The organism is Chryseobacterium carnipullorum (genome assembly GCF_003815695.1).
Lineage (GTDB): Bacteria > Bacteroidota > Bacteroidia > Flavobacteriales > Weeksellaceae > Chryseobacterium > Chryseobacterium carnipullorum.
The window spans coordinates 4,014,905-4,040,070 of the sequence record NZ_CP033920.1 but is presented as its reverse complement, the minus strand read 5'-3'; the positions used below and the strand labels follow the sequence as shown (position 1 = coordinate 4,040,070).

The 25,166-nt window shown below is 36.6% G+C and carries 22 protein-coding genes; 6 read left to right on the top strand and 16 right to left on the bottom strand.

Going from position 1 to position 25,166, the window contains the following annotated elements; translation table 11 throughout:
* Window positions 1-19 precede the first annotated feature (19 nt).
* From kdsA to EG346_RS18415, 4 genes are all read right to left on the bottom strand, one after another.
* Window positions 20-829, bottom strand: coding sequence for a 3-deoxy-8-phosphooctulonate synthase (gene kdsA, locus EG346_RS18430; protein ID WP_073334491.1), 810 nt, complete (start codon window positions 827-829; stop codon window positions 20-22).
* Between the two features lie 289 nt (window positions 830-1,118).
* Complete coding sequence (locus EG346_RS18425) at window positions 1,119-1,652, bottom strand: DUF1697 domain-containing protein (protein ID WP_123880643.1); 534 nt, start codon at window positions 1,650-1,652, stop codon at window positions 1,119-1,121.
* Between the two features lie 112 nt (window positions 1,653-1,764).
* Window positions 1,765-3,255, bottom strand: coding sequence for a DUF8728 domain-containing protein (locus EG346_RS18420; RefSeq protein ID WP_228426087.1), 1,491 nt, complete (start codon window positions 3,253-3,255; stop codon window positions 1,765-1,767).
* A gap of 90 nt (window positions 3,256-3,345) precedes the next feature.
* On the bottom strand, window positions 3,346-6,831 hold the full coding sequence (locus tag EG346_RS18415; RefSeq protein ID WP_123880641.1) for a glycosyltransferase family 117 protein: 3,486 nt from the start codon (window positions 6,829-6,831) through the stop codon (window positions 3,346-3,348).
* A 222-nt stretch (window positions 6,832-7,053) separates the two neighbouring features.
* Here EG346_RS18415 and EG346_RS18410 point away from each other — a divergent pair, with 222 nt between their 5' ends.
* The 4 genes from EG346_RS18410 (at window position 7,054) to EG346_RS18395 (ending at window position 12,840) form a co-directional block, all read left to right on the top strand.
* Window positions 7,054-8,091 (top strand): PLP-dependent cysteine synthase family protein, encoded by a 1,038-nt coding sequence (locus EG346_RS18410; protein ID WP_073334487.1) that lies wholly within the window; start codon window positions 7,054-7,056, stop codon window positions 8,089-8,091.
* A 77-nt stretch (window positions 8,092-8,168) separates the two neighbouring features.
* Window positions 8,169-9,431 (top strand): aminotransferase class I/II-fold pyridoxal phosphate-dependent enzyme, encoded by a 1,263-nt coding sequence (locus tag EG346_RS18405; RefSeq protein ID WP_073334486.1) that lies wholly within the window; start codon window positions 8,169-8,171, stop codon window positions 9,429-9,431.
* A gap of 71 nt (window positions 9,432-9,502) precedes the next feature.
* Window positions 9,503-10,405 carry a DMT family transporter gene (locus EG346_RS18400; RefSeq protein ID WP_123880639.1) on the top strand — a complete coding sequence of 301 codons (903 nt, stop codon included), beginning with the start codon at window positions 9,503-9,505 and terminating at the stop codon, window positions 10,403-10,405.
* A gap of 242 nt (window positions 10,406-10,647) precedes the next feature.
* Complete coding sequence (locus tag EG346_RS18395; RefSeq protein WP_123882772.1) at window positions 10,648-12,840, top strand: B12-binding domain-containing radical SAM protein; 2,193 nt, start codon at window positions 10,648-10,650, stop codon at window positions 12,838-12,840.
* Window positions 12,841-12,918: 78 nt separating this feature from the next.
* Here EG346_RS18395 and EG346_RS18390 read toward each other — a convergent pair whose 3' ends face one another.
* From EG346_RS18390 to atpD, 3 genes are all read right to left on the bottom strand, one after another.
* A complete protein-coding gene (locus tag EG346_RS18390; RefSeq protein WP_123880637.1) occupies window positions 12,919-13,740 on the bottom strand; it encodes a hypothetical protein in 822 nt (273 codons plus the stop codon).
* A 79-nt stretch (window positions 13,741-13,819) separates the two neighbouring features.
* Window positions 13,820-14,101 (bottom strand): FoF1 ATP synthase subunit delta/epsilon, encoded by a 282-nt coding sequence (locus EG346_RS18385; protein WP_073334482.1) that lies wholly within the window; start codon window positions 14,099-14,101, stop codon window positions 13,820-13,822.
* Window positions 14,102-14,197: 96 nt separating this feature from the next.
* Window positions 14,198-15,706, bottom strand: a complete 1,509-nt coding sequence (gene atpD / locus EG346_RS18380) for a F0F1 ATP synthase subunit beta (RefSeq protein ID WP_034745036.1) — start codon at window positions 15,704-15,706, stop codon at window positions 14,198-14,200.
* A gap of 215 nt (window positions 15,707-15,921) precedes the next feature.
* On the opposite strand from atpD, the gene EG346_RS18375 reads away from it, so the two are divergent.
* Window positions 15,922-16,842 carry a bifunctional riboflavin kinase/FAD synthetase gene (locus EG346_RS18375; protein ID WP_073334481.1) on the top strand — a complete coding sequence of 307 codons (921 nt, stop codon included), beginning with the start codon at window positions 15,922-15,924 and terminating at the stop codon, window positions 16,840-16,842.
* Here EG346_RS18375 and EG346_RS18370 read toward each other — a convergent pair.
* Window positions 16,839-17,192 carry an MmcQ/YjbR family DNA-binding protein gene (locus EG346_RS18370; protein ID WP_073334480.1) on the bottom strand — a complete coding sequence of 118 codons (354 nt, stop codon included), beginning with the start codon at window positions 17,190-17,192 and terminating at the stop codon, window positions 16,839-16,841. The two genes, EG346_RS18375 and EG346_RS18370, sit on opposite strands and share 4 nt — an antisense overlap.
* A 99-nt stretch (window positions 17,193-17,291) precedes the next feature.
* Between EG346_RS18370 and EG346_RS18365 the strand changes: the two genes are divergently transcribed.
* Window positions 17,292-17,948 (top strand): NAD(P)H-binding protein, encoded by a 657-nt coding sequence (locus EG346_RS18365; RefSeq protein ID WP_123880636.1) that lies wholly within the window; start codon window positions 17,292-17,294, stop codon window positions 17,946-17,948.
* A gap of 201 nt (window positions 17,949-18,149) precedes the next feature.
* Here the strand turns inward: EG346_RS18365 and EG346_RS18360 are convergent, their stop codons facing one another.
* The 8 genes from EG346_RS18360 to EG346_RS18325 form a co-directional block, all read right to left on the bottom strand.
* Window positions 18,150-18,725, bottom strand: coding sequence for a glutathione peroxidase (locus EG346_RS18360; RefSeq protein WP_073334478.1), 576 nt, complete (start codon window positions 18,723-18,725; stop codon window positions 18,150-18,152).
* Between the two features lie 87 nt (window positions 18,726-18,812).
* On the bottom strand, window positions 18,813-19,475 hold the full coding sequence (locus EG346_RS18355; protein ID WP_073334477.1) for a histidine kinase: 663 nt from the start codon (window positions 19,473-19,475) through the stop codon (window positions 18,813-18,815).
* 96 nt (window positions 19,476-19,571) lie between these two features.
* Window positions 19,572-20,294, bottom strand: coding sequence for a 3-deoxy-manno-octulosonate cytidylyltransferase (gene kdsB, locus EG346_RS18350; RefSeq protein WP_123880634.1), 723 nt, complete (start codon window positions 20,292-20,294; stop codon window positions 19,572-19,574).
* 33 nt (window positions 20,295-20,327) lie between these two features.
* On the bottom strand, window positions 20,328-20,927 hold the full coding sequence (locus EG346_RS18345; protein WP_123880632.1) for a hypothetical protein: 600 nt from the start codon (window positions 20,925-20,927) through the stop codon (window positions 20,328-20,330).
* A 120-nt stretch (window positions 20,928-21,047) separates the two neighbouring features.
* Entirely contained in the window at window positions 21,048-22,301 is a 1,254-nt protein-coding gene (locus EG346_RS18340; RefSeq protein WP_123880630.1) for a pyridoxal phosphate-dependent aminotransferase, read from the bottom strand.
* Between the two features lie 26 nt (window positions 22,302-22,327).
* Entirely contained in the window at window positions 22,328-22,693 is a 366-nt protein-coding gene (locus EG346_RS18335) for a hypothetical protein (protein ID WP_123880628.1), read from the bottom strand.
* Window positions 22,694-22,708: 15 nt separating this feature from the next.
* Entirely contained in the window at window positions 22,709-23,230 is a 522-nt protein-coding gene (locus tag EG346_RS18330; protein ID WP_123880626.1) for a hypothetical protein, read from the bottom strand.
* A gap of 17 nt (window positions 23,231-23,247) precedes the next feature.
* Window positions 23,248-24,963, bottom strand: a complete 1,716-nt coding sequence (locus EG346_RS18325; RefSeq protein ID WP_123880624.1) for a phospho-sugar mutase — start codon at window positions 24,961-24,963, stop codon at window positions 23,248-23,250.
* Window positions 24,964-25,166 lie beyond the last annotated feature (203 nt).

The following is a 25,166-nucleotide window of genomic DNA, read 5'->3' as shown; positions in this document are numbered from 1 at the left end:
AATAGGGATTTTTTAACAATTACAAAATTGATTCTCTGATTCTTGTTAATTTTTGTAACAAATCTTCCAATAAATCTAATCTTAACATGTTGGCTCCGTCTGATAAAGCGGTTTCCGGGGTAGGATGTGTTTCAATAAATATTCCGTCTGCTCCTACTGCGATTCCTGCTTTAGCCACTGTTTCTATAAGATCCGGTCTTCCACCCGTTACTCCGGAACTCTGATTAGGCTGCTGCAATGAATGGGTTACATCCAGAATAACAGGCGCATATTCTCTCATGGTTGGAATACCTCGGTAATCTACAACCAGGTCTGTATATCCGAAAGAATTTCCTCTTTCGATGATCGCTACTTTCTGGTTATGGGAATCTGTTACTTTCTGAACAGCAAATTTCATGGATTCGGGAGAAAGAAATTGTCCTTTTTTCAAAGTAACACATTTTCCTGTTTCTGCCGCCGCAATCAAAAGGTCGGTCTGACGTACCAAAAATGCTGGAATCTGTAACACATCAACGTACTGTGCTGCCAATGCGGCATGACCGTTTTCGTGGATATCTGTTGTTGTAGGAATATTAAAGGTTTCTCCTACTTTTCTAAGAATTTCTAAAGATTTTTCTTCACCGATGGTTGTAAAAGAATCTACACGGCTTCTGTTGGCTTTTTTAAAGCTTCCTTTGAAAATATAAGGAATATTATATTTATCGGTTATCTGGATCACTTTTTCTGCGATTCTCAAGGCCATGTCTTCACCTTCAATGATGCATGGACCGGCAATAAGGAAAAAGTTTTTTGAATCTTTGTGATGAATATTATCTAAATACTGGATCATTTTTATTTGAATTAAAAAGTTCAGTAAAAATACTTATAAAGTTTCAGAATCGGAAATTATTTGAGGGGTTTGATTGGGATTCGGGTTTTAGGGTTTTAGAGGGAAATAATGAGAATAGCATTTGAACCCAACCCTTTTTAGAATTATTTTTTTAAAAAACACAGGACGTTCTTCTAAATTCGTGTATATGTACTTAATAATTTTATTATCCCACAGATGTAACAGATGACACAGATTTTATCTTTTATTATTACGAAAAATCTATCTATCTATCTATCTATCTATCTATCTATCTAGAACTCATTTTCTTCAGGACTTTTTCAAAAGTATTGATATTCCGGCTGGTGAACTGATCTTTAAGATTTTTCTTTCCCAGAACTTTCCCGAATGAAGAATCCAGAGTATTTCCTTTGGGAACCTGCCAGTAAAATAGGTTGTCAATGATCTCCGCTTTTTCATTTTCTGTTTTAGAAGCTTTTGTGAACTCTTCCATCAAAACATTTTCCACTCCGGGATTCCCTACAAAAGCATAAATGTGCAGATCATCACTTTTCTCAAAAGGATTACTGTTCCTGAAAATCTCCGTCTCTTCCTGAGATTTTATGAATAAAAAAGCTTCATAAGAGAAATGGTCAGACACCGCTTTCTCTAAAGTTGTTTTTAAATCTTCAGCATTTTGATCAGAAGAAAACACAATATTTCCTGAAGCCAATACAGAACCTACATCCTGCATTCCGGCCTTTTTAAAGACCTGGCATACATCAGCCATTTTCATGTTGGTTCCTTTGACATTAACGCCGCGGAGAAAAGCACAGTATTTCATTTTTTAAGGGATTAAGTGATAAGAATTAGGTTACAAGGTTTACTATGGTACAAGAACGTTTATTTCTTCCCTCTTTCGCATCAATATTTAAATATTTAAATTATTCACTCTTTCAATCAATCTTCACATACAAATTATAATCTGTCCCGGATGGTTTAAGATGATAGATCTTTTCCAGAATAGGGTTATCGCTTTTCAGGTTATCCTTTATTCTGAATTCTTTCATCAGTTTGTAATGCGTCTGATAATACAGCGCATCATGGCCTTGGAATAAATTTTTATAGGAAAGAAGATATTTTGGTTTCCTGTTCTTTACGGTATTGATCCAATAATGGGCTTTATCTTTTTTCACTTCGGTCTGGATCTGCTTATCCACCAATCCTACTTCATCAATGGTTTTTAATCCTGAAAAATAGGGAATGTATCCGGCTGGCTCCAAAAGAATCCACTGACTTTTATCTTTTTCAAATGTATCTAAAAACAGTCCGATTCCTCTGCGGTAATTCCACTCTCCGTGTCCTGTTGCAATGGCATGTACCGTTTGGAAAGCCAGCATTGGAACGATGTAAAATACAACCAACAGGGACAGCCATAGGTTTCTTCTCTCTTTCTGCTCCAGTACAAAAATAAGAACAGGAACAAAAAGCAGAAGCTGCGGAACCCAGTAATACCAGTCGAATAAACTTTTTTGAGAGAGAAAAATAATCTGCTTTATCCAGCCGAAAAGAAAGATCATCCATAAAAAATAATTCCTTCTTTCTCTCTGTCTTACCAGATAAATAAAACACAGCAATTCAAAGATCAGCACAATTACAGTTACCGGATTAAAGTTTCCGGGAATTTTCAGCATTCCCCAGAAATTACCGAAGCTTACCAGAAAATAGTTGAGATTTTGCTCAAAAGTAAAGTTGTGCTCGTACAGAAGTTTCTTGGCCACTATGGTATTATTTACCAGCTCTCCAAAGTAAAGCCAGTTAAAAGACAGAACAGATATCATACCCAGAAGTCCTCCGAAAACATATTTCCATCTGATCTTTTTGTTCCAGAACACATCAACCAAAAATACAATTCCCAGGAAAATTACGGTGTCAATTCTTGTAAACATGATCAGAACCGGCAGGAAAATGAGTGCCCATTTTTTGCCTTTGCTAAAACCATAGTACAAAAGTGCCATTTCCAGGAAGAAAAGTATCCCGTACTCCATTCCTAAAATAGAGATCTTCACCGCTGGGGGCAGAATGCCTATCAGAAATATAAAAATAGCTTTATGCCATGGATTTTTAAGCGTCAGATTTGCTAAAAACAATGTTCCTATGGTAAAAAGGATCGAATTGAAAATCAATAGCGGCTCAATAAAATATGCTTTGCCAAAGATCAGATTGAACAGATAGGATACAAAGACATAAAGATGAGTCGTAGAAGCTGAGATTTTGGTTTCCCCATTGAAGCCTATCACTCCATAGTCCAGTAAATTCTGGGCTACCCTCCAGGTAATGAACGCATCTTCCTGAATATAATGGGTTAATAAAAAGAGAAGTTTAAAAACTACCGTAAAAATTACAGCGTAGATCGGGAGTCTGTTATTTTTAGTTTCAGTCATCATGTATTTTTAATATCACAAATATAATCTTAAAATTCATGAATCCCAATAACAAAAAAAAACGGAACCGAAGTTCCGTTTTTATGACTGATTTTATTGCGTTACTTTAATAATTGCTGTGGTGATCTGTTCTTCTTTTTCTTTTGAATAAGTAGAATCAAAAGGTTCCATCACATCAAATAAATATTGGTAGAAAGGAGTAATCTTTTGTACGTTCTCTGATTCCTTCATCGCCTTTTCTTTACCCATCAGCTGAAGCTCCTTGATGAAAGTATTGAACTTCTTGTCGATCGGTTCTAAAGATTTTACCAGATATTCATACGCTTTATCATCTTGTCCCAGTTTCTTGTAAGCATCTGTAACCGCAGCAACAACAAGAGAATATTCCATCGGTTTTGTTCTCATCTGTCTTCTTGCAAAGTTCTGATCCGCCGGAGCAAGACTTAAATAATAATCATACTCTTCAAAGATTCCTTTTTTAAGGATTTCTGCCAGCTGCAATCCTTTTTTCTCCTGTCCTGCAATAATATATCCTGTTACCATCGCACTTAATGAACGTGGATCATTAAATTTCTCTGCTGGAATTTCTTTTGAGGCAAGATCCAATAATTCCACTGCTTTAGCTTTCTGTCCGCTTAATGCCAATGCAGAAGCTGCTCTGCTCGCTGACATTCTATAGCTCATAATATTGGAAGTAGCTGTTTCATCAAAGTGAGTATTTAAGTTCTTGAAATTACCCCATCTGAAATTTTTCACAACATTATATAAGGAATTGGTGTCTACTCTTCCCATATCTCCGTCTGCGTTTGTAGGGGTATGGATAGGAACCAGTCTGTAACTGAATCCGTCAAACTGAAGATATTCGTTCAGATAGAATATATTTTCACTGTCGTAGATCCCTCCTGATGAGAAGTTAATCGGACGTTTCCAATCAAAGTTCGCCAGCATATCAAGCATGATCAGGTTGTTTTTATAAAGTGTGTTTCCTTTATAAGTAATCATGATCTGGTTAACAACATTGGGAAGATCTGCCTGGGTGATGATTCCTGCTTTTAACGCATTTTCTTTATTTACAGGAAGAATAAATTTGTTCACAGGAAGAATATTGTATTTCTCAAATTTTTCTTCTCCGAAATACATTTTAAGAAGTTCGTCTTTTTCAGGAGACTTGAACTTGATGAAATTAACAGCCTCTTTCAAGGTCAGTGAATCCTGTGTAAGGTATTTTCTGAAAGCTCCGAATTGAGTATCAGGAACTCCCTGTTCTTTTAACATAGAGAATACACCTTCCCAGTCTTCCTTCTTCATCATATAGATCTGGTCATTCACCCCATCTCTGTAATCTTCATGAGTCAATTCACTAGGAATTCCTGCTGCATTATAAGTCTTTCTCTTGATCTGGTCAAGGTTCCAAGGCGTTGAAGCCAGTGTGAAATTCACCACTTTTACATCATCTCTGAATCTTTCAGTTTCCTGAATAGCCCATACAGGATACGTATCATTATCTCCGTAAACGAATAAAATATCGTTCTTTGGCAATGATTTCAGTACTGAATACGCATAATCATAGGCTGTATATCTGTTGCTTCTATCGTGTACATTATAATTCTGGAAGCCCATCATAAAAGGAACTCCTAATAAAACTACGCCTAAAGCGATATTCGCTCCATTAGATTTTACTTTCGACTGTAAGAACCATAAAATAGCGCCGGCTCCCATTCCTATCCAGATCGCAAAGGCGTAGAAAGAGCCTACCATTGCATAATCTCTTTCTCTCGGTTCAAAAGGTTTCACTCCGGTGTAGAAGATGATTCCTACACTTGTTAGTACAAATAATGAAAGTAATGCGTAAAACCTTCCGAAATCTCTGTTCAACTGGAAGAAAAAACCAATCAATCCTAAAATTAAAGGTAAAAAGAAGAACTTCACGGTACTTTCATTCTGGAATTTAGCAGGCATTTTATCCTGATTTCCCAGTAAAGCGTTATCGATAAAAGAAATTCCGGAGATCCAGTTTCCTTTTGTATTTTCCATGTTTCCTTCAAGATCGTTCTGTCTTCCTACGAAGTTCCACATCAGATATCTTACGAAGTAATACCCATTCTGAAAGGTGATAAAGTAATCCATATTCTGAGCCAGTGAAGGCTTCTGAACATTGATCAGGTTGTATGGTTTCACTTTCAGGTAATCGGCTGCGGTAATTGATTTATCTTCGTATTTCCCTCTTAGTTCGTCAAAGATTTGTTTGGCCTGAGGATTATCTGCTACATCTTCATTCGCATAGTTGAAAGTGAAATCCGGAGCTCCGTACATGGAAATGTAATTAGCCATTACGTCTTTATCTTCATTAAACATTCTTGGCATCAGACTCACCTGAGACTTGCTGAAGGTATAATTAAACCGGTCTCCTGTTTTTCTGTACGTTCCTGTTTTCTCATCTTTTTCGTAGATCTCACCGGTTTTTTTAGTCTTGAAACTTCCGTCTTCATTTTTCTCAATTCCGTTCGCATCAAGGAAAGCGGTGTAGTTTTGCCCGTAAATGGTTGGCCAGTCTCCGTACTGCTCTCTGTTGTAGTAATCCAGCATACCAATCGCGGTATCAGGATCATTAAGGTTCATCGGAGGATTCGCATTCGCTCTGATAGGAATCACCATCCAACATGAGAAACCAATGATCATAAAAACGATGGATAGCGCAGCCGTCTGATATATATTTTTCTTTGCTCTTCTCGCATATTTAATAATAAAGAAACAGGCTGCAGTCATTAAAATAAATGCGACAATTGTTCCGGAGTGGAAAGGAAGTCCAAGTCCGTTCACAAAGAATATTTCAAGTCTTCCGAACATCGTCATGATCAGTGGGAATATAATTTTGAAAACAATGATCAAAATTCCCAGGGTGATCGCATTAGCCCAGATAAAGTTTTTCCAGGTAAATTTGTAATTTCTGGCGTAATAAACCAGACAAACGGCCGGAACCGCCAACATCCCCATCATGTGTACTCCTACAGAAAGTCCTAATACAAAGAAAATAAGGATGATCCATCTTTCACTGTCTTTCGCCAGATATTCATTTTCCCATTTTGTGATGAGCCAAACCAATAGTGCGATAAACATAGAAGCCATAGAATATACTTCTCCTTCTACGGCAGAGAACCAAAAGGTATCTGAGAAGGTGAAACACAGTGCACCTACTGCTCCGGCAAAAAGAATAGAGATTTCCTGGTGTCTTGTTACTTCTTCAAAATCCTTGTTTAGAAGTCTTCTTACGAAATGCGTAATCGTCCAGAATAAAAATAAAATCGTAAGCGCGCTGAACAAAGCAGACATCGCATTGATTACGATCGAATAGTTTTCTCCTTTTCCTAAAGCAAAAATAGCTGCCACGGCACCTATGATCTGAAACAAAGCCGCTCCCGGAGCGTGCGTTACTTCAAGTTTTACCGCTGAGGAAATGTACTCGCCGCAGTCCCAGAAACTGAAATTGGGTTCTATGGTCGACAAGTACGTGAAAAATGCAATGACAAAAATCACCCATCCTAAAACGGTGTTCCATTGCTTAAAAGTCCAATTTTTCATAGTATTAAATCAATTACGCGAAAATAAGGCTTTTATAGCATTCTATGGTGTTTTTAACAAAATTTAAAAAATTTGGCGTAGTATTTGTGATGGTACTTCGCGGAAGATTGCAAATCAGAAAATAAATTTTGCTGAATCGCTGGCTTGAAATCAAACAAAAGTTTAGTAATTATTTATTTTTTTGTATTTTTGCGGTCAGATTTTTATTGAAAATAACAAATAATGAGTAATGTTTACGATAATATTCTTGGCCTAATAGGACATACTCCTATGGTGAAGCTTAATACTGTTACGAAAGATATTCCTGCAACCGTTTATGCCAAGTTAGAATCATATAATCCTGGACATTCCACAAAAGATAGAATAGCACTTCATATAATAGAAAACGCTGAACAAAAAGGTTTATTAAAGGAAGATTCTGTAGTTGTAGAAACTACTTCCGGAAATACCGGTTTTTCTATTGCGATGGTCTGTATTATTAAAGGATATAAATGCATTCTGGCGGTAAGCGATAAAACGAAGCCTGAGAAAATTGCTTATTTAAAAGCATTAGGGGCCACGGTATATATTTGTCCCGCCAATGTTGCAGCGGATGATCCAAGATCATATTATGAAGTAGCTAAGAGAATAGCTTCAGAGACGCCCAATTCAGTTTACATCAATCAATATTTTAATGAGTTGAATATTGATGCACACTACAAGACTACCGGTCCTGAAATTTGGGAGCAGACAGAAGGTAAGGTAACGCACCTTTTTGCATGTACTGGAACAGGTGGAACATTGTCCGGTTCGGGTAAATTTTTAAAAGAAAAAAATCCCGATATCAAAATCATCGGTGTGGATGCTGACGGCTCTATCCTGAAGAGTTTCCACGAAACCGGAGAAATTCATAAAGAGGACGTTCATCCTTATCAGATTGAGGGAATGGGAAAAAATTTAATTCCGGCTGCCCTTCTTTTTGACAAGGTCGATGAATTTGTACGGGTCAATGACGAGATGTCCGCGTACAGAACCCGTGAAATAGCTCTTAAAGAAGCGATCATGGGAGGATATACTACAGGAGCAGTCACCCAGGCACTGATCCAGTATGCACAGTCTCACGAACTGACAAAGGATGATATTATTGTCCTGATATTCCCAGATCACGGATCGAGGTATATTACTAAGGTATACAGCGATAAATGGATGGCTGAACAAGGTTTTGTGAACAATTGCGTACATAATTACGATGAAGTTTTCAAAACGGAATTCATCAAATAGAAATAAATAAACCACGATACCTATAAAGTCTTTTGTGTTGTACAGAAAAGACTTTTCACTTAAAATTACGATACACAATGTTAGATATTTTTGAACGTATTAAACAAAATCCAGGTCCATTAGGACAATTTGCTGATTATGCTGAAGGGTATTTTGTTTTCCCGAAACTGGAAGGTCCGATTGGTCCAAGAATGAAATTTCAAGGTAAAGATGTAATTTTCTGGAGTGCAAACGATTATTTAGGACTTTGTAATCATCCGGAAGTTTTAGAAGCTGATGCCAAGGCAGCTGCAGAATTCGGAATGTTTTATCCGATGGGCGCAAGAGCGATGTCAGGCGAAACTCAGCAACATCAGCAGTTGGAAAAAGAATTGGCAGAATTTACTCAGAAAGAAGCTGCTTATTTATTGAATTTCGGTTATCAGGGAATGGTTTCAGCCATTGATGCATTGGTGACAAGACATGACGTTATTGTATATGATGCTGACTCTCATGCTTGTATCGTAGACGGAGTACGTCTTCATATGGGAAAAAGCTTTACGTTCAAACATAATGATATTGCAAGTTTAGAGAAAAACTTAGCAAGAGCTACCAAGGTAGCAGAAGAAAACGGAGGCGGAATTTTAGTGATCACTGAAGGCGTTTTCGGAATGAGAGGAATGCAGGGGAAACTGAAAGAAATCTGTGATCTGAAATCAAAATTCAATTTCAGACTTTTGGTAGACGATGCGCATGGTTTCGGAACTTTGGGTGAAACCGGAGCCGGAGCAGGTGAAGAGCAAGGCTGCCAGGATCAGATTGATGTATACTTCTCTACTTTTGCCAAATCTATGGCAGGTTTTGGAGCTTTTCTTTCAGGAGATGAAACCATCATCCGATTTTTAAAGTACAATCTTCGTTCTCAGATTTTTGCTAAATCTTTAACAATGCCAATGGTTATCGGAGGTTTAAAAAGATTGGAGCTTTTGAGAACCCGTCCGGAAATTAAAGCGAAATTGTGGGAAAACGTTAAAAAGCTTCAAGACGGTCTGAAGGAAAGAGGGTACAATCTTGGAAATACCAATACTTGTGTTACTCCTGTTTTCATAGAAGGAACTACGATTGAAGCAACTCTTCTAGCGAAAGATCTTAGAGAGAATTATGGTGTTTTCACTTCAGTTGTAGTATATCCGGTAATTCCTAAGGGAATGATTTTATTAAGATTAATTCCTACGGCTTCTCATACAGATTCAGAAATTAATGAAACACTGGCTGCTTTTGACGGTATCCGTGAGAAATTAACTTCAGGACATTACAGAGAAATGGAAAAACAGATGAATATCGAATACAAGCAAATGTAATACGATATCATCATATTAAATAATAAAAACCACTGATTTATTTTCAGTGGTTTTTTATAAAATATATGTGAATGAAATTAAAAGGTTATGCATTAGGCATTCTGTCATCGGTTTCATTTGGGCTGATCCCGATCTTCATCCTTCCGCTGAAGAAGGCGAGTTTTTCAATGGACATTACTTTATTCTATAGATTCTTGTTTTCAGCCTTAATGGTTGGAGGATACCTTTTATATTCCAAAGAGAGTTTCAGAATCAATAAAAAAGAAGCTTTAATTCTTTCCGTGTTGGGAGTCTGCTATGCCCTATCCTCAGAATTTCTGTTCATCGGCTATGATTTCCTTACGCCAGGCATTGCTTCTACTGTACTGTTTATTTATCCCGTCATAGTCGCTTTGATTATGTTTTTCTTTTATAAAGAAAAACTTACAAAATTGTCTGTAGCTTCATTGTTGATGGCTTTTGCCGGAGTTATTGTTTTATGTTTAAAGGAAAACGGTATGGAGATCAATTTTGCAGGTCTTGGGATTGTGATGCTGAGCTCACTATTTTACGCCCTCTATATGGTGATTGTGAATAAATCGAATATGAAAGTTTCGGGATTCAAACTTTCGTTTTACTCTATGCTTTTCACTTCAGCATTTTTTATGATCAAAGCTTTTACTGAAGGTGAATCTTTTGAAATTCCTTCCGTATCAATCTTTTTAAATTTTATTGTTTTCGCTTTTCTTACCACCGTTATTTCAAGCCTTTGTTTAGTGTATGCTATACAATATATCGGATCCACTCCTACTGCTATTTTAGGAGCTTTGGAACCTGTTGTTGCGGTGATGGTCAGTGTTTTTATGTTCCATGAAAAGTTGACTACCAATTTACTCATTGGAATTGTACTTATTCTTCTGGGAGTTATTCTTAATGTCCTTTCTGACAAAAGAAAATCCAGACGTGATCAACATAAAGATTTACAAAATGCCTGACGTTGGTCAGGCCTTTTTTTATATCATACTAAAATACTACCCGCACTGCTATGAAGATTTTTATCCCTGCAGTTTTAATTTCGCCTCATAATCAAAATCGCTCTTGCAGCATACCCTACAAATTGTCTATCTTTGTGGCCGCAATCTGAGGAAAGGTTTTTGACCCTGACATAATCAATAAAATACTGTTATACAATTTCTTATCTTCCGGTTGAATGTAAATAAATTTGAAAAACTTCCTGTTGAAAGATCTGCTTCTCATCACTCCGCCTTTTACCCAGCTTAATACTCCTTATCCGGCAACAGCTTATATAAAAGGCTTTCTGAATACCAAAAATATTTCCAGTTATCAGATCGATCTGGGACTTGACGTCATTTTGGCGTTATTTTCCAAAAACGGAATCCGGAAAATATTTGAGACAGAAGTTAATCTTCAGGAAATATCAGAGAATTCACAGAGAATTTATGCCCTACGAGAAGAATATTTAAAAACGATCGATCAGGTTATTCCTTTTCTGCAGGGAAAAACACCAACACTGGCGAGACAGATCTGCAGCATGAATTTCCTTCCCGAGGCTTCCCGTTTTAACCAGTTGGATGATATGGATTTTGCGTTTGGAAATATGGGACTTCAGGACAAAGCCAAGCATCTGGCCACTCTCTATTTAGAAGATATTTCTGATTATATTATTGAAAATATTGATGCTGATTTTGGGTTCAGCAGGTATGCAGAACGACTGGGAAAAAGTGCGAATTCTTTTGACGAATTGTATTCTAAACTATCAGGTGATCAGACGTTTATTGATCATTTTACCCTGCAAATACTACAGGAAAAATTAGAGCTTATTCAGCCCAAGCTGGTTTGTTTTTCTGTCCCATTTCCGGGAAATCTGTATGCAGGTTTCAGATGCGCCCAATTCATTAAAGAACATTACCCTCACATCAAAACTGCGATGGGCGGAGGCTTTCCGAATACAGAATTAAGGGAAGTTAAAGACAAGAGAGTGTTTGAGTTTTTTGACTTTATCACCCTTGATGACGGTGAGGTACCCCTCGAACTTCTTTGCAAAAATGTATTAAATCCTTCAGAAGATGAAGCGGAATTCAAGAGAACGTTTTTAATTGAAAACCAAGAGGTTACTTATAAAAATAATTCTAAAAAACACGATTACAAACAGGCAGATATCGGGACTCCGGATTATACGGATTTAAAGCTGGATCAGTATATTTCAGTGATTGAAATTGCCAACCCTATGCATAGTCTGTGGAGTGACGGAAGATGGAACAAGCTGACGATGGCCCACGGATGCTACTGGGGAAAATGCACTTTTTGTGATATTTCCCTGGATTATATAAGAATTTACGAACCCATTTCTGCGAAGATATTGGTAGACAGAATGGAGGAACTGATCCAAACGACAGGAGAAACAGGATTTCATTTTGTAGATGAAGCAGCGCCGCCGGCATTGATGCGGGAAGTCGCTTTGGAAATTCTCAGAAGAAATCTTGTGGTTACCTGGTGGACGAATATCAGATTTGAGAAAAGTTTCACCCGGGATTTATGTTACCTCCTGAAACTATCAGGATGCGTTGCCGTTTCCGGAGGGCTTGAAGTAGCCAGCGATCGGTTGCTGCAATTAATTGATAAAGGAGTTTCGGTGGAACAGGTTGCCAGAGTGACAAGAAATTTCACTGAAGCCGGAATCATGGTTCATGCCTATCTGATGTATGGCTACCCAACGCAGACTGTTCAGGAAACGGTGGACTCATTAGAAATGGTAAGACAGATGTTTGAAATGGGAATTCTTCAAAGTGGATTCTGGCATCAGTTTGCGATGACAGCCCATTCGCCTGTAGGAATAAATCCCGAAAAATTTGGAGTGACTCCTGTGACGGAAGAAATTCTGTTTGCCAACAATGATATTGATTTTAAAGATAAAACAGGGATCGATCACAGCAAATTCAGTTTCGGCTTGAAAAAATCGCTTTTCAATTATATGCACGGAATCAATTTTGAATTTCCGCTTCAACAGTGGTTTGATTTTAAAATTCCGAGAACGACCGTTCATCCTGACTATATTCACGACTGTCTTCTGGATGATGCTCAGTTCACTTTTAAAGGAAACTCAAAACTAGTCTTTTTAACCAAAAACGTAATCGCTGAGAATCGCGTAAAAAATAAAAAGAAATACTCCGGTGCATATACGCTTCTTACATTCCACCTGAAAACCAATATTGTCAAGATTGATCTGGAGCAGGATAAGGCAGAATGGCTCATGGGAGTGCTGGAGGAAAATTCTATAGAAAATCCTAAAAAACTTACAGCTCAGCAACTTAAGAATCAATTTGAAGAAAATTTTGAAGATTTTGAATTATTCTGGTTTTCAAAACCGATGCAACAGCTTAAAGATAATGGAGTCATTTTAAGTCTCTGATTTTTTGAAAAAATTCATAAAAAATTCCCGAAAATGAATCTTCGGGAATTTTTTTGTCTTTAAAAATCACTATTCTATTTATTTTTCAGCATTGCCTTTTACAACATCACCCACAATTACTTTTTCCTGAACTTTAATAAAATTAGGATCCATAATCGCCATTCTTTCTGCAATCGCTTTATAGGTAGGAAATTTCAATAATGCAGCTCTTCCGGAAATTTCCCTGTAAATGGTAAAAATCTTTCCGTTGGCTGTTTTAATTTGTTTTGTAGTGGTAATATATTTTCCAATGTACTTACTTTTAGCATCATACACTTCTATATCGATGAAAGTTTTATCCGTAATGGTATCTTCTGAACCAAAACTCACCGGAAGATTGGTAAAATAGCCCACCGGAACGCCATTGCTGATGATTTCTCCTACTTTATTGACCTCAATATTCAGCTTATCAATTTTATTTCTTGTTGTATAAGCATCTTTTGTCTTGCTGTCTAACTTTCTTTTCGGAACATTTTTGAAAATTTCATCCAGATTTTTGACATTGATTCCTTTGTTATCAATGACTTTTAAACCTTTTATCGACGTATAAACCGCTGATTTTTCTTCACCAGAAAATGCTGACGGGGAAATATAGTCCATCTCTATGGTTTTGTCTCTGTTGTAAACCCTGTTCAGTTTAATGTAACTGTCTCGGACAGAATCTACTATACTTTTATCAATAAATTCCATGGTATACATCGGCGTCTCACTCAGATCCATAAACGTATAGATATTGGATTTGTTTGATATTTTAGCGACATGCACTCCATCGAGACTTACAATACCTCTTTTGGTTTTGAAATTCTGAGCATTACATAAGATTCCCAGAACGGTAAAGAATATGATTGTACTTTTCTTCATAAAATCAGACTTTTACACAACATAAAAAAGTGTAACCAAAGTTACACTTTCTTGAAAATATATTTAGCTTTTCATTTAATTATTCACAAAGGATAATTCCTTTATCATGATTAAATTCTACAACACCGCTTTTGATAGGATAAGAAAAAACAGAGTCTTTCTCAGATTCTTTAGTGAAATTTTTAGCGTAAGCTTCTCCAATTGAACTTGTAAAAAGCTTTACCTTACCTCCGACTAAAGAAGAAACGATTCCTGCGTGGTTTTTCATGATGTGGAATTCCCCATCTTTTCCAGGCAATAATACAGAGTCTACCTCTCCTTCAAAAACTACGTATTCTGGTGTTAAAATTTTTATATTCATTTTAATTTAGATTAAAAGATTAAAAGATTGAAGATTAAAAGATTTTTGACAAATAATGTCTCTCATCTCAGGTCTAAAAATCTTAGGTCTAATTTATTACGCGTTTTCAGCTAACATTTTTTGTCCTGCTTCAATAGCTTCTTCGATGGTTCCCTTCAAGTTGAAAGCAGCTTCTGGTAAGTGATCTAATTCACCATCCATAATCATGGTAAATCCTTTGATGGTATCTTTGATATCTACCAATGATCCCGGAATACCTGTAAACTGTTCAGCTACGTGGAAAGGCTGAGATAAGAATCTCTGAACTTTTCTAGCACGGTAAACGACTGATTTATCTTCTTCAGAAAGTTCTTCCATACCAAGGATCGCGATGATATCCTGAAGCGCTTTGTATCTCTGAAGAATTTCTTTTACTCTCTGAGCACAGTTGTAATGTTCTTCACCAATAATTTCCGGAGCAAGGATTCTTGACGTTGAAGCCAATGGATCTACTGCCGGGTAAATACCTAATGAAGCAATTTTTCTATCCAGTACTGTAGTTGCATCAAGGTGAGCAAATGTAGTTGCAGGAGCCGGGTCAGTTAAGTCATCCGCAGGCACGTAAACCGCCTGTACTGAAGTAATTGAACCATTTTTAGTTGAAGTAATTCTTTCCTGCATCGCTCCCATCTCAGAAGCAAGCGTTGGTTGGTAACCTACCGCAGAAGGCATACGACCAAGAAGTGCAGATACCTCAGAACCAGCCTGTGTAAAACGGAAGATGTTGTCTACGAAGAAAAGTACGTCTCTACCTTGTCCGCTTTCACCACCATCTCTGTAGTACTCAGCCAATGTAAGACCAGAAAGTGCTACTCTAGCTCTTGCTCCTGGCGGCTCGTTCATCTGTCCGAAAACGAATGCAGCTTTAGATTCTTTCATAGCTTCCAAGTCTACTTTAGAAAGATCCCAACCTCCGTTTTCCATAGAGTGCATGAAATCATCACCATATTTGATAATTCCTGATTCAAGCATCTCTCTCAAAAGGTCATTTCCTTCTCTCGTTCTTTCACCTACACCGGCAAAAACTGAAAGACCTCCGTGTCCTTTTGCAATATTGTTAATCAACTCCTGGATCAATACTGTTTTACCTACACCGGCACCACCGAACAATCCAATCTTACCTCCTTTTGCATAAGGCTCGATAAGGTCGATTACTTTAATCCCTGTAAATAAAACTTCTGCAGAAGTTGAAAGTTGATCAAATTTTGGAGCTGGTCTGTGAATAGGAAGACCACCTTCTTTAGAAATATTTTGAAGTCCGTCGATAGCATCCCCAACAACGTTGAAAAGTCTTCCGTTTACAGCGTCACCGATTGGCATTGTAATAGGATTTCCGTATCCGATTACTTCCTGCCCTCTTTGAAGACCATCTGTAGCATCCATTGCGATACATCTTACTGTATCTTCACCTATATGTTGCTCTACTTCTAAGACTACCTTTTCACCGTTGCCTTTTGTAATTTCTAACGCATCATAAATACTTGGAATTGCTTCCACATCTGTGAAGACAACGTCGATTACCGGACCAATAATTTGAGAAATTTTACCTTTAATTTGGTTTGCCATTGCTAAATTTTTTCTTGGTGCAAATATAATGATTCTTCATAAACCTACAATTGGTAAAAAAAAGATTTTTATCATACTTTTTTAAAAAATGTGTCAATATCATCATATATTAATTTACCAATAATAACTCAGTAAAATAAGCGATTTTATTGTTATATGATTACATTGTTATATTGTTACATTATTTCTATATTTGCATTCAAATTTTTTCCGTTTTGAAAGTTTTCAAGAATTTTAAAGATTATTCCTCTCAAAAGCCTTTAGCATTGTCTTTAGGAATGTTTGACGGAGTACATCTCGGGCACAAAAGTATCATCGATGAACTGATAAAAGTAGGGACAAAGAATAATCTGGAGACAGCGATCCTTACTTTCTGGCCCCATCCAAGGTTTGTTTTTAATCCAAATGAAGATCTGAAACTTCTCAACACGGTAGATGAAAAACAGGTACTGATTGAAAGATATAACATTGATCATCTGTTTCTTAAAGAATTTGATGAAGAATTCAGAAATCTTACGGGAGAAGAATTTGTACGTCAGATCCTGATTGACAAACTGAACGTGAAATACCTTATTATAGGCTATGATCATTCATTCGGAAAAAATAAAAGCGGAAATTTTGAGCTTCTTCAAAAGCTTTCCAAAGAACTTGATTTCGATGTAGAGCAGATGGAAGCGATTAATATTCACGAAAATAACATCAGTTCAACCAAAGTCCGCAATGCTCTTCTGACCGGAAATATTAAAGATGCCAACGAAATGCTTGGCTACGCCTACTCGGTCTCCGGAACAGTGGTTCACGGAAAAAAGATTGGAAGAACAATTGGCTATCCCACCGCTAATATTGATACCGAATCTATAAAACTCCTCCCCAAAAAAGGGGCATATATTGTAGAAACCGAAGTGAAAGGCCAGCAATATAAGGGAATGTTGAGCATCGGTACCAATCCTACTGTGAATGGTGAAAAATTAACCGTTGAAGTCTATATCCTTGATTTTGATGGTGATATTTATGATGAAAAGATCACGGTAAGGTTCAGGGACTTTCTTCATGACGAAATTAAGTTTGAAGGTCTTGAAAAACTCATTGAAAGATTGGATGAGGATAAAAGACTTACTCAGGAATTTCAATTCTAACTATTGACAATTTCCTCCTTCGCTTTTTTCGTTAATGAATTAAAAACCAATTCGTAGGAGTGATCGATTAATTTAAGGATCAGATCTCTTTTTATACCTTCCAAACGTACTGAATTCCAATGGGTTTTGTTCATATGAAATGCACCTGTGATCTGCGGATGCTGTTCACGAAGCTCTGCACTCCACTCAGGATCGGTCTTTACGTTGATGCCTAATGGCTGTCTTTCAAGTCCCATGAGCAAAAACATTTTTGTTCCTACTTTCATAACAAGAGTTTCATTATCAAAAGGAAAAGTTTCTGTAACTCCTTTTTTGGCAAGGCAATAGTCTAAAATTTCGTTAGCATCCATGAATTTTTATAAATGATAAGTGATTAATGTTCATTGATATTAATTTCAAATGTAGTAAATTTAAGAAAGAAAATAGAATTTATACAAATCACAACTATTATGAAAGCTTTAGTAATCGGCGCTACGGGCGCTACAGGAAAAGATCTGGTTAAGCAACTGCTTAATGATAATGACTTTGATGAAGTAAATATCTTCGTGAGAAAGCCTGTGGATGTTCAGAACGATAAACTGAAAGTTCATGTAGTTAATTTTGAAAAACCCGAAGAATGGAAAGATAAAGTGCAGGGAGATGTTGCATTTTCATGTTTAGGAACAACTTTAAAAGATGCAGGAAGTAAAGAAGCCCAAAGAAAAGTGGATTTCGATTATCAGTATGAATTCGCCAAAGCAGCTAAAGAAAATGAGGTGGACGATTATATTCTGGTTTCTTCTTATGGAGCAGATCCGACATCGAAAATTTTCTATTCTAAAATGAAAGGAGAGCTGGAAGAAGCTGTAAAACAACTGCATTTTACCAAGATCACCATTTTTAAACCAGGAATGCTCGAAAGAAAGGATTCAGAGAGAACCGGAGAAGTTTTAGGCAGCAGAATTATAAAATTTGCCAATAAACTGGGATTGCTGGAAAGCCAGAAACCTTTGCCTACCGATATTTTAGCCAAAGCGATGATTAATTCTTCCAAAATAAAGAGTAATGGTTATTCCAGTATTAAATTGGGGAATATTTTTTGTTTTGCGGAGAAAAGTAATGCGTAACTGATTGTAACTTTAGTTAATTATTTATTTTTATCCTTTAATCTGTATTGGATTTTCAGGAATACTTATTCAAATAATTGAAGAATCTTAGTAATTATTGATCAGCAATAAATACTTCGACTCCGCTCAGTATGACAATTCTCATCCTATTTTGAGCTGTCGCACTGAGCGGAGTTGAAATGTTATTTTATACTTTTTATCTTATTTCAGATATTTAGTAATAGCCTCGTCAGTAGGTTTTGTTGTGCTTACAAAAGTATCTACCAGTTTTCCGTTCTCATCGATCAGGAATTTAGTGAAGTTCCAAAGAATGGTTGTATTCTTTACTCCATTTAATTCTTTCTCAGTCAGATATTTGAAAATAGGCGCAGTATCATCTCCTTTTACGGATACTTTTGCGGCTAACGGGAATGTTACCCCGTAGTTTTTCTGGCAGAAAGCCCCGATCTCTGTATTCGTTCCCGGTTCCTGTCCTCCGAAATTATTGGCAGGAAAACCTACAATGACCAACTTGTCTTTGTATTCTTCGTATACTTTCTCCAGATCTGCATACTGCGGTGTAAATCCGCATTCAGATGCTGTGTTGACAATAAGGATCTTTTTTCCTTTAAAATCAGCAAAGTTGATCTCTTTGCCATCAAGGCTTTCAACTTTGAAGTCATATATTGTTTTTCCCATAAGTTCGTTGGTTTTAGTTTGAGAAACTTCACTTTTCTGGTTGGTACAGCTTTGTAAAAATGCTACAAAAGAAAGCAGCAGTAAGAAAATATTTTTCATTTTTATCTCTTTTAGTTGGCTATTTTGCCGAAGTTATGTTTGGTCTAATATAACGAAACCGTTTCATTAAGTCTCTTTCGTGTTGAATTAAAACTTAAAAATATTAGGAGGAAATACTTTATTCACATCAATTTTATTAAGAATCATCACATAGTCCCCATCTTTTTTGGTGCTTGAGGATTCTATTCTAAAAGACATTACGAGATTTCCCACCTTTCTGTAATCAGAGTAGATGAGTGTATCATCTTTTTTCACTTCTTTTAAAAGCATATACGTTTTTACGTCGAAATAATAAATGTTCTTATTGACATTCTTAGTAAGTTCCACCTTGTGGCAGTAGATCTCTCCTACTTTTTCTTTTCCAAGATATTTTGCGTCAAATCCTTTATTCTCCCAGTCGATGAAGTCGTTATCAAAGCTTTCGGAAACATATTCCTTATATTCCTGAAGTTTGTTGGTGGCATAGTTCATCGCATAGCCTTTAGTTCCGTCAAAGCCTTCAATGGCCGTTTCTTTTCCATTAATACTGATGACGGTTTTGGTAAGATTGGGACGCTGCTGGTAAATTTTTATCGGATACTCATCTTTGATCCCCAGGATGACCTTTCCCTGCAGTAAAACTGAATTCAGAAGCTTCCAATTCGTTAATCCTCCGGACAGTTCAATATTTTTATCTATAATTTCCTTTGCGGTTTGGGCAAAAGACCACTGCGAGAGTATCAGTACGAATACTAAAAGTAATTTCTTCATTAATCTTATTTATAAATTCAAATATAAGGGGAATTGGTCACAAAAGCAAAGAAAGCGGTGATCACAAACTGTCTTATTTGCCTATTTGTACCCTTTTTAAATTAATTTTCTTGCTTTTTCAAGATCTTCAGGCGTATCGATTCCTACCCCGATGAAATTGGTTTCAATCAATTTGATCTTCATCCCATATTCAAGATAACGGATACATTCTATCTTTTCTGATATTTCTAACGGTTTCATTTCCAGTTTGGAGAACTGAAGTAAAGCATGTTTTCTGAACGCATAGACTCCGATATGTTTAAAATAGCTAACATCATACGAAACCTCTCTGTGGAAAGGAATAACGGAGCGGCTGAAATAAAGGGCAAATCCGTTGTTGTCTGTGATCACTTTTACATTATTCGGGTTTTCAACTTCTTCTTTCTCTGTCAGTTCTATTTTTAATGAAGCCAGAGAAATCTCCTGATTTTCATCTTCTTTGAAAACATCGATGAGCTGTTTTAAAGGTTCTAATTTAAGAAAAGGCTCATCTCCCTGTACATTGATGACAATATCACAGTCGATGTTTTGGACGGCCTCTGCAATGCGGTCGCTTCCTGTTTCATGCTGTCCAGTCATAACCGCTTTTCCACCATTTTTCACGATTTCATCAAAAATAATTTCTGAATCCGTTGCAACAAATACTTCATCGAACAGTCCTGTTTCTACCACATTCTGATAGGTCGTCGTGATGACTGTTTTTTCGCCCAGCATCTGCATCAGCTTCGCGGGAAAGCGGCTTGCTTCGTAACGCGCCGGAATAACAGCTATGATTTTCATTGATTACTTATTATTAAAATTATAAATTAAAAGTTATGAATTATGAGTTAAATAATTCGCCAAAAAGATAATTCCGTAGATCCAGGAGATGTACAAAAAAGAGTAAAACAGTCCGAAAGTAAGACTTTTCAGTAAATTTCCTTTACATTTTCCTGAATTTTTAAATACCAGACGTAAAGCACGGAAAAAAATCCAGTACAGAATAGCAGCCAACAGCAAAATGGCAGCCCAGAAGAAAACGCCTAAAATATATAATAGAAATGTAATAATGACTGAAAATAAGAACCAGAAAACAATAGACAATATAATTCCACCTATTCCTTCAGCAATATCAAGAGGTTCAAATTCAAAACCGTCAATTAATGGAACTTTATCTGAAATCTTTTTTATCCGTTCATGATTTAAAATTTTTCCGACATTATCTTTTAGTTTTAAACCATAATACAATCCCAAACTGATAAACAGAAAAAAAGCAGTAGCTAAAATTGAAGCTGATAAAACAGAGTTCTGAAATAAAGATCTGTGAGAACTTTCTCCTGAAAGCCAGACACTCAGAATAACTAAAATGATAATTCCTAATGTTGAATAACTCAACACCCTGGTTTCCAGAAACAGTCTTTTAGGAAGTTTCATTAATATGACCCTATTATATTTTATTTTTAATGTAACAATGTATCAATCTAACAGTTTACCAATATTATAAATACCGGAATTGTTACATTGATACATTGTTATACTGTTACATTAAAAAACCTATTTAAGATTATTTAAAGCATTTTCAAGCTTTGGAAGCATTACTTTGATCTCATCAACCGCTAAACCTCCTACAGAAGCACGGAACCAAGGTTCAGATTTTGCTTCTCCGAAAGCAGAGAATGGTACCAATGCGACACCAGCATCATTAATCAGATAGAAAACCAAATCAGAAGAATTTTCAATGACAGATCCGTCCGGTTTTGTTTTTCCGATATAATCCAATCTGATGGTAAGATACAAGGCTCCCATCGGCTCAATGCTTTCTACAGATAAACCTTTTCCTTTCAGATCCTGAATTCCTCCGTGAAGGACTTTTAAGCTTTCTTCTAATTTTCCTTTAAAGTCTTCTACGAAAACGTTTACATTTTCAGGGTTTTCATAGAACTTTGCCGTAGCTTCCTGTTCAGGTTTTGGTGCCCATGCTCCAACGTGCGTCAGAAGAGCTTTCATTTTATCCAGAATATGAGCAGGACCGAATCCCCATCCTACCCGTACTCCTGTTGCAGCAAGGCATTTAGAGATTCCGTCGATATAAATGGTATATTCTTTCAATTCAGGGAAAAGAGAAACCGGATCTACGTGTTCTGCCCCGAAAGTAAGGTTAGAATAGATCTGATCATACATCAGGTACAATGGTTTTTCGTCTTCTCCTCTTTTTTTGTTTTCTTCAAGTACCAGTTCGCAAATATCAGAAAGCTGCTCTTTTGTAAACATTGTTCCGGTTGGGTTCAATGGTGAACATAATGCAAGCAAAACTGCACCTCCTAAATGAGGTCTTAGATCATCTGCTGTTGGAAGAAAGTTATTTTCAGGAGTTGTTTTAACTTCGACTGCGTCTGCAGAAGTAAGGTAAGCATAATGATTGTTGTTCCAAGATGGTGTAGGATATACTACTTTATCTCCTTCGTCAACGATCGTTTTATAAACCGCGTAGATCAATGGTCTGGATCCGGCAGTAATTAAAATATCGTTCGGTGAATACTCCAGATTCCATCTGTTTTTCAGGTCTTTGGAAACTTCTTTTCTTAAAGATAAAAGTCCGTTGGCTGGCGGATAATTCGTCAGATTATTCTGATATGCTTTCTGAATCTCTTCCTTCAGCAATGCCGGAATAGGATATAGATTAGAATTCAGGTCACCAATAGTAAGATTGGCTATCTCCGCTCCTTTTGCTTTTAAATCATTTACTTCATTACCAATTTTTACGATTTCGGAACCAATCAGGTTCGCCGCTAATTTTGAAACTTTCACTTTATTTTTATTTAAATTTACTAATATTATCTTCTCAAATTAATCCTGTCTTCTATTTGATCCATCGGTATATGTGCGTCAAAAGCTGCTATAAGTTCTTTTGCTTTTTTTGCGGTCCGCGAATTCGGATATTTTCTTATGATCCTGCTGTATTCTTCTTTGGTGTCATCCATCAATTTCCCTTCTGTTCTGTTATAAGTCGGTGAACTGTCCATTCCAAGAATATAATCTAACAAATAATCATCATATGCTCTTTTCGCTTTCTTTATCAACGGGCTTTTAGGAAATTTATTCATAAAATTCTCCCAAGCGATCAGTCTCTCCCCTAATTCTTCCCAAGTAATCATCAGACCTCCGTTTATAGCATAATTTTCTTTGCTGTAATTTTCCAACTGCAGAATATAGCTTTAATAATCAGGAGTCACTTTATTTTTAAATACAGCATAATCATATCCGTACACTGAATGAATTTCCGTCAGTCCCTCTCCCATAACCCGAAATTCAAGACCTACCTTACTCAGTTCGCCAGCAATTTTTTTTACGTTGTCCGGCAAATGATAACTATCCTGTTCATGGGTACGATAATCAGTATATTGATCTAATATATCCTGATGCAAACCATTCAAACAGTTTGTATACTTTGTTCTTATTTTGACATAATCTTCGTATAATCTGTCGTTCTTTTCCGGACTGTTTACGGCAATTTCCTTCTCATTTTTAGCTTTATACCATTGAAGAGCAGCAATATAATCCTCAGTTTTGTTAGCTGTTGAACAAGCAGTATCGATCGGCTTAAACGACGCTTCTTTTACCTCTGTTTTAGCCATTGAATCATTGACTGTTTCTGTATCCGATACTTTCTGTACTTCTCTTTTGCAGGAAAAAACAAGTACAGAGAGTATACAGACGGCTAAAGTCTTTTTTATCATCTTCTACAGATCTGCAATTACTCTAATTTCAAATCTTTTCTTACGTCCTCAATTTTAGCTTCTAATGATTTCAGTTTATCTTTAAAATCTGCTTCAGAAGTAACAGTATCTTTTACAGAGATATAAAATTTAATTTTTGGTTCCGTTCCCGAAGGTCTTACACAAACTTTGGTTCCGTCCTGAGTATAATAAATCAATACATTCGATTTTGGAATGTCGTTCATTACTTTTGTTTCGTTCTTTGAAACGATGAAACTGGTTTGTTCTTTGAAGTCCTTCACTTCTTCCACTAATGATCCTGCCAGTTCTTTAGGTGGATTCTCGCGGAAGTTTTTCATCATATTCTGAATTTTTTCAGCGCCTTCTTTTCCTTTTCTGACGATATTGACCAGGCCTTCATAGTACATCCCAAGATCTTCATAGATTTCAATCATGTACTGGTACATTGTTCTTCCGTTGGCCTTACACCATGCCGCAATTTCACATGCAACAAGAATACTTCCACATGAATCTTTATCACGCACAAAATCCCCGGTCATAAAGCCGAAGCTTTCTTCACCACCACACACAAATTTTTGTGTTCCTTCTGCTTCACGGATCATCTTTCCGATCCATTTGAATCCTGTTAATCCAGATTTGCATTCCACACCGAATTTCTGAGCAATATCAAAGAAAATATCTGAAGTGACAATCGTAGAACCGATGAACTCTTTTCCTGTGATTTTCCCCTGCTTTCTCCATTCATTTAAAATGTAGTAAGTCAGGATGGTATTGGTCTGATTACCATTCAGAAGCTGCATTTCACCATCAAGGTTTCTTACGGCAATTCCCAATCGGTCACCATCAGGATCTGTTCCGATCACGATGTCTGCGTTGGTAATTCTTGCCAGATCCATGGCCATTTCTAATGCTGCAGGTTCTTCCGGATTTGGAGATTCTACTGTTGTAAAATTACCGCTTGGAATCATCTGTTCTTTCACAAGATCCACTTTTTTGAATCCTGCTTTTTCTAAAGCCTTGGGGATCGTTGTATAGGTTGTTCCGTGGATAGAGGTAAAAACAATATTCAAATTCTCTTTTCCTACATTCTGGTAAGTTGAGTTTTCAATACAGGCATCGATATAAACATCATCCTGCTCTTCTCCGATCCATTCGATCAGATCATCATTTCCATTGAATTTGATTTCTTCAAATTTCACAGAATATACTTCATTGATAATCGCTTCATCATGTGGCGGAACAATTTGTGCACCGTCATTCCAGTATACTTTATAACCGTTGTATTCAGGTGGATTGTGCGATGCAGTCAATACAATTCCTCCGTTACATTTTTTGTCTCTTACGGTGAATGACAATTCCGGAGTCGGTCTGTGGTCTTTGAAAAGCAATACTTTAATTCCGTTGGCTGTTAAAACATCAGCTACGAGTTTTCCGAATTCTTTTGAATTATGACGTACATCATAAGCAATGGCCACTTTGATTTCTTCTCCTTTGAACTGCTGGAGCATATAATTGGCCAATCCCTGGGTAGCCTGTCCTAATGTATATTTATTTAAGCGATTGGTTCCTACTCCCATGACCCCTCTCATTCCTCCTGTTCCGAATTCAAGTTCTCTGTAAAAAGAATCTTCCAGATCCGGGGAATTGCTGTCGATCAAAGTTTGTACGGCATCTCTTGTTTCTTTATCGAATGTATCACTTAACCAAAGTTTCGCTTTTTCTAATGTTGTCATATGTGTATTTAAGTTTGGAAGCGGAAAGTTTGAAAATGGAAAAAATTCTGGGTCCGAATTCTTATTTCCTGCTTTTGTTTGATTATTCTTTTAATTATTCTGTTTCGAGTATAGAGGCTTTGAAGATGGTGGAAATTTGTGACAACTTAAAAATTGCATGTCCAAAATCCATAGATTTTTGCCCGATAATCAATTTCTCAATT

Excerpts from the sequence above, each read along its gene's own strand:
- kdsA (WP_073334491.1), bottom strand. The coding sequence starts at position 829 with ATGATCCAGTATTTAGATAATATTCATCACAAAGATTCAAAAAACTTT.
- EG346_RS18425 (WP_123880643.1), bottom strand. The coding sequence starts at position 1,652 with ATGAAATACTGTGCTTTTCTCCGCGGCGTTAATGTCAAAGGAACCAAC.
- EG346_RS18420 (WP_228426087.1), bottom strand. The coding sequence starts at position 3,255 with ATGATGACTGAAACTAAAAATAACAGACTCCCGATCTACGCTGTAATT.
- EG346_RS18415 (WP_123880641.1), bottom strand. The coding sequence starts at position 6,831 with ATGAAAAATTGGACTTTTAAGCAATGGAACACCGTTTTAGGATGGGTG.
- EG346_RS18410 (WP_073334487.1), top strand. The coding sequence starts at position 7,054 with ATGAGTAATGTTTACGATAATATTCTTGGCCTAATAGGACATACTCCT.
- EG346_RS18405 (WP_073334486.1), top strand. The coding sequence starts at position 8,169 with ATGTTAGATATTTTTGAACGTATTAAACAAAATCCAGGTCCATTAGGA.
- EG346_RS18400 (WP_123880639.1), top strand. The coding sequence starts at position 9,503 with ATGAAATTAAAAGGTTATGCATTAGGCATTCTGTCATCGGTTTCATTT.
- EG346_RS18390 (WP_123880637.1), bottom strand. The coding sequence starts at position 13,740 with ATGAAGAAAAGTACAATCATATTCTTTACCGTTCTGGGAATCTTATGT.
- EG346_RS18385 (WP_073334482.1), bottom strand. The coding sequence starts at position 14,101 with ATGAATATAAAAATTTTAACACCAGAATACGTAGTTTTTGAAGGAGAG.
- atpD (WP_034745036.1), bottom strand. The coding sequence starts at position 15,706 with ATGGCAAACCAAATTAAAGGTAAAATTTCTCAAATTATTGGTCCGGTA.
- EG346_RS18370 (WP_073334480.1), bottom strand. The coding sequence starts at position 17,192 with ATGGATGCTAACGAAATTTTAGACTATTGCCTTGCCAAAAAAGGAGTT.
- EG346_RS18365 (WP_123880636.1), top strand. The coding sequence starts at position 17,292 with ATGAAAGCTTTAGTAATCGGCGCTACGGGCGCTACAGGAAAAGATCTG.
- EG346_RS18360 (WP_073334478.1), bottom strand. The coding sequence starts at position 18,725 with ATGAAAAATATTTTCTTACTGCTGCTTTCTTTTGTAGCATTTTTACAA.
- EG346_RS18355 (WP_073334477.1), bottom strand. The coding sequence starts at position 19,475 with ATGAAGAAATTACTTTTAGTATTCGTACTGATACTCTCGCAGTGGTCT.
- kdsB (WP_123880634.1), bottom strand. The coding sequence starts at position 20,294 with ATGAAAATCATAGCTGTTATTCCGGCGCGTTACGAAGCAAGCCGCTTT.
- EG346_RS18345 (WP_123880632.1), bottom strand. The coding sequence starts at position 20,927 with ATGAAACTTCCTAAAAGACTGTTTCTGGAAACCAGGGTGTTGAGTTAT.
- EG346_RS18330 (WP_123880626.1), bottom strand. The coding sequence starts at position 23,230 with ATGATAAAAAAGACTTTAGCCGTCTGTATACTCTCTGTACTTGTTTTT.
- EG346_RS18325 (WP_123880624.1), bottom strand. The coding sequence starts at position 24,963 with ATGACAACATTAGAAAAAGCGAAACTTTGGTTAAGTGATACATTCGAT.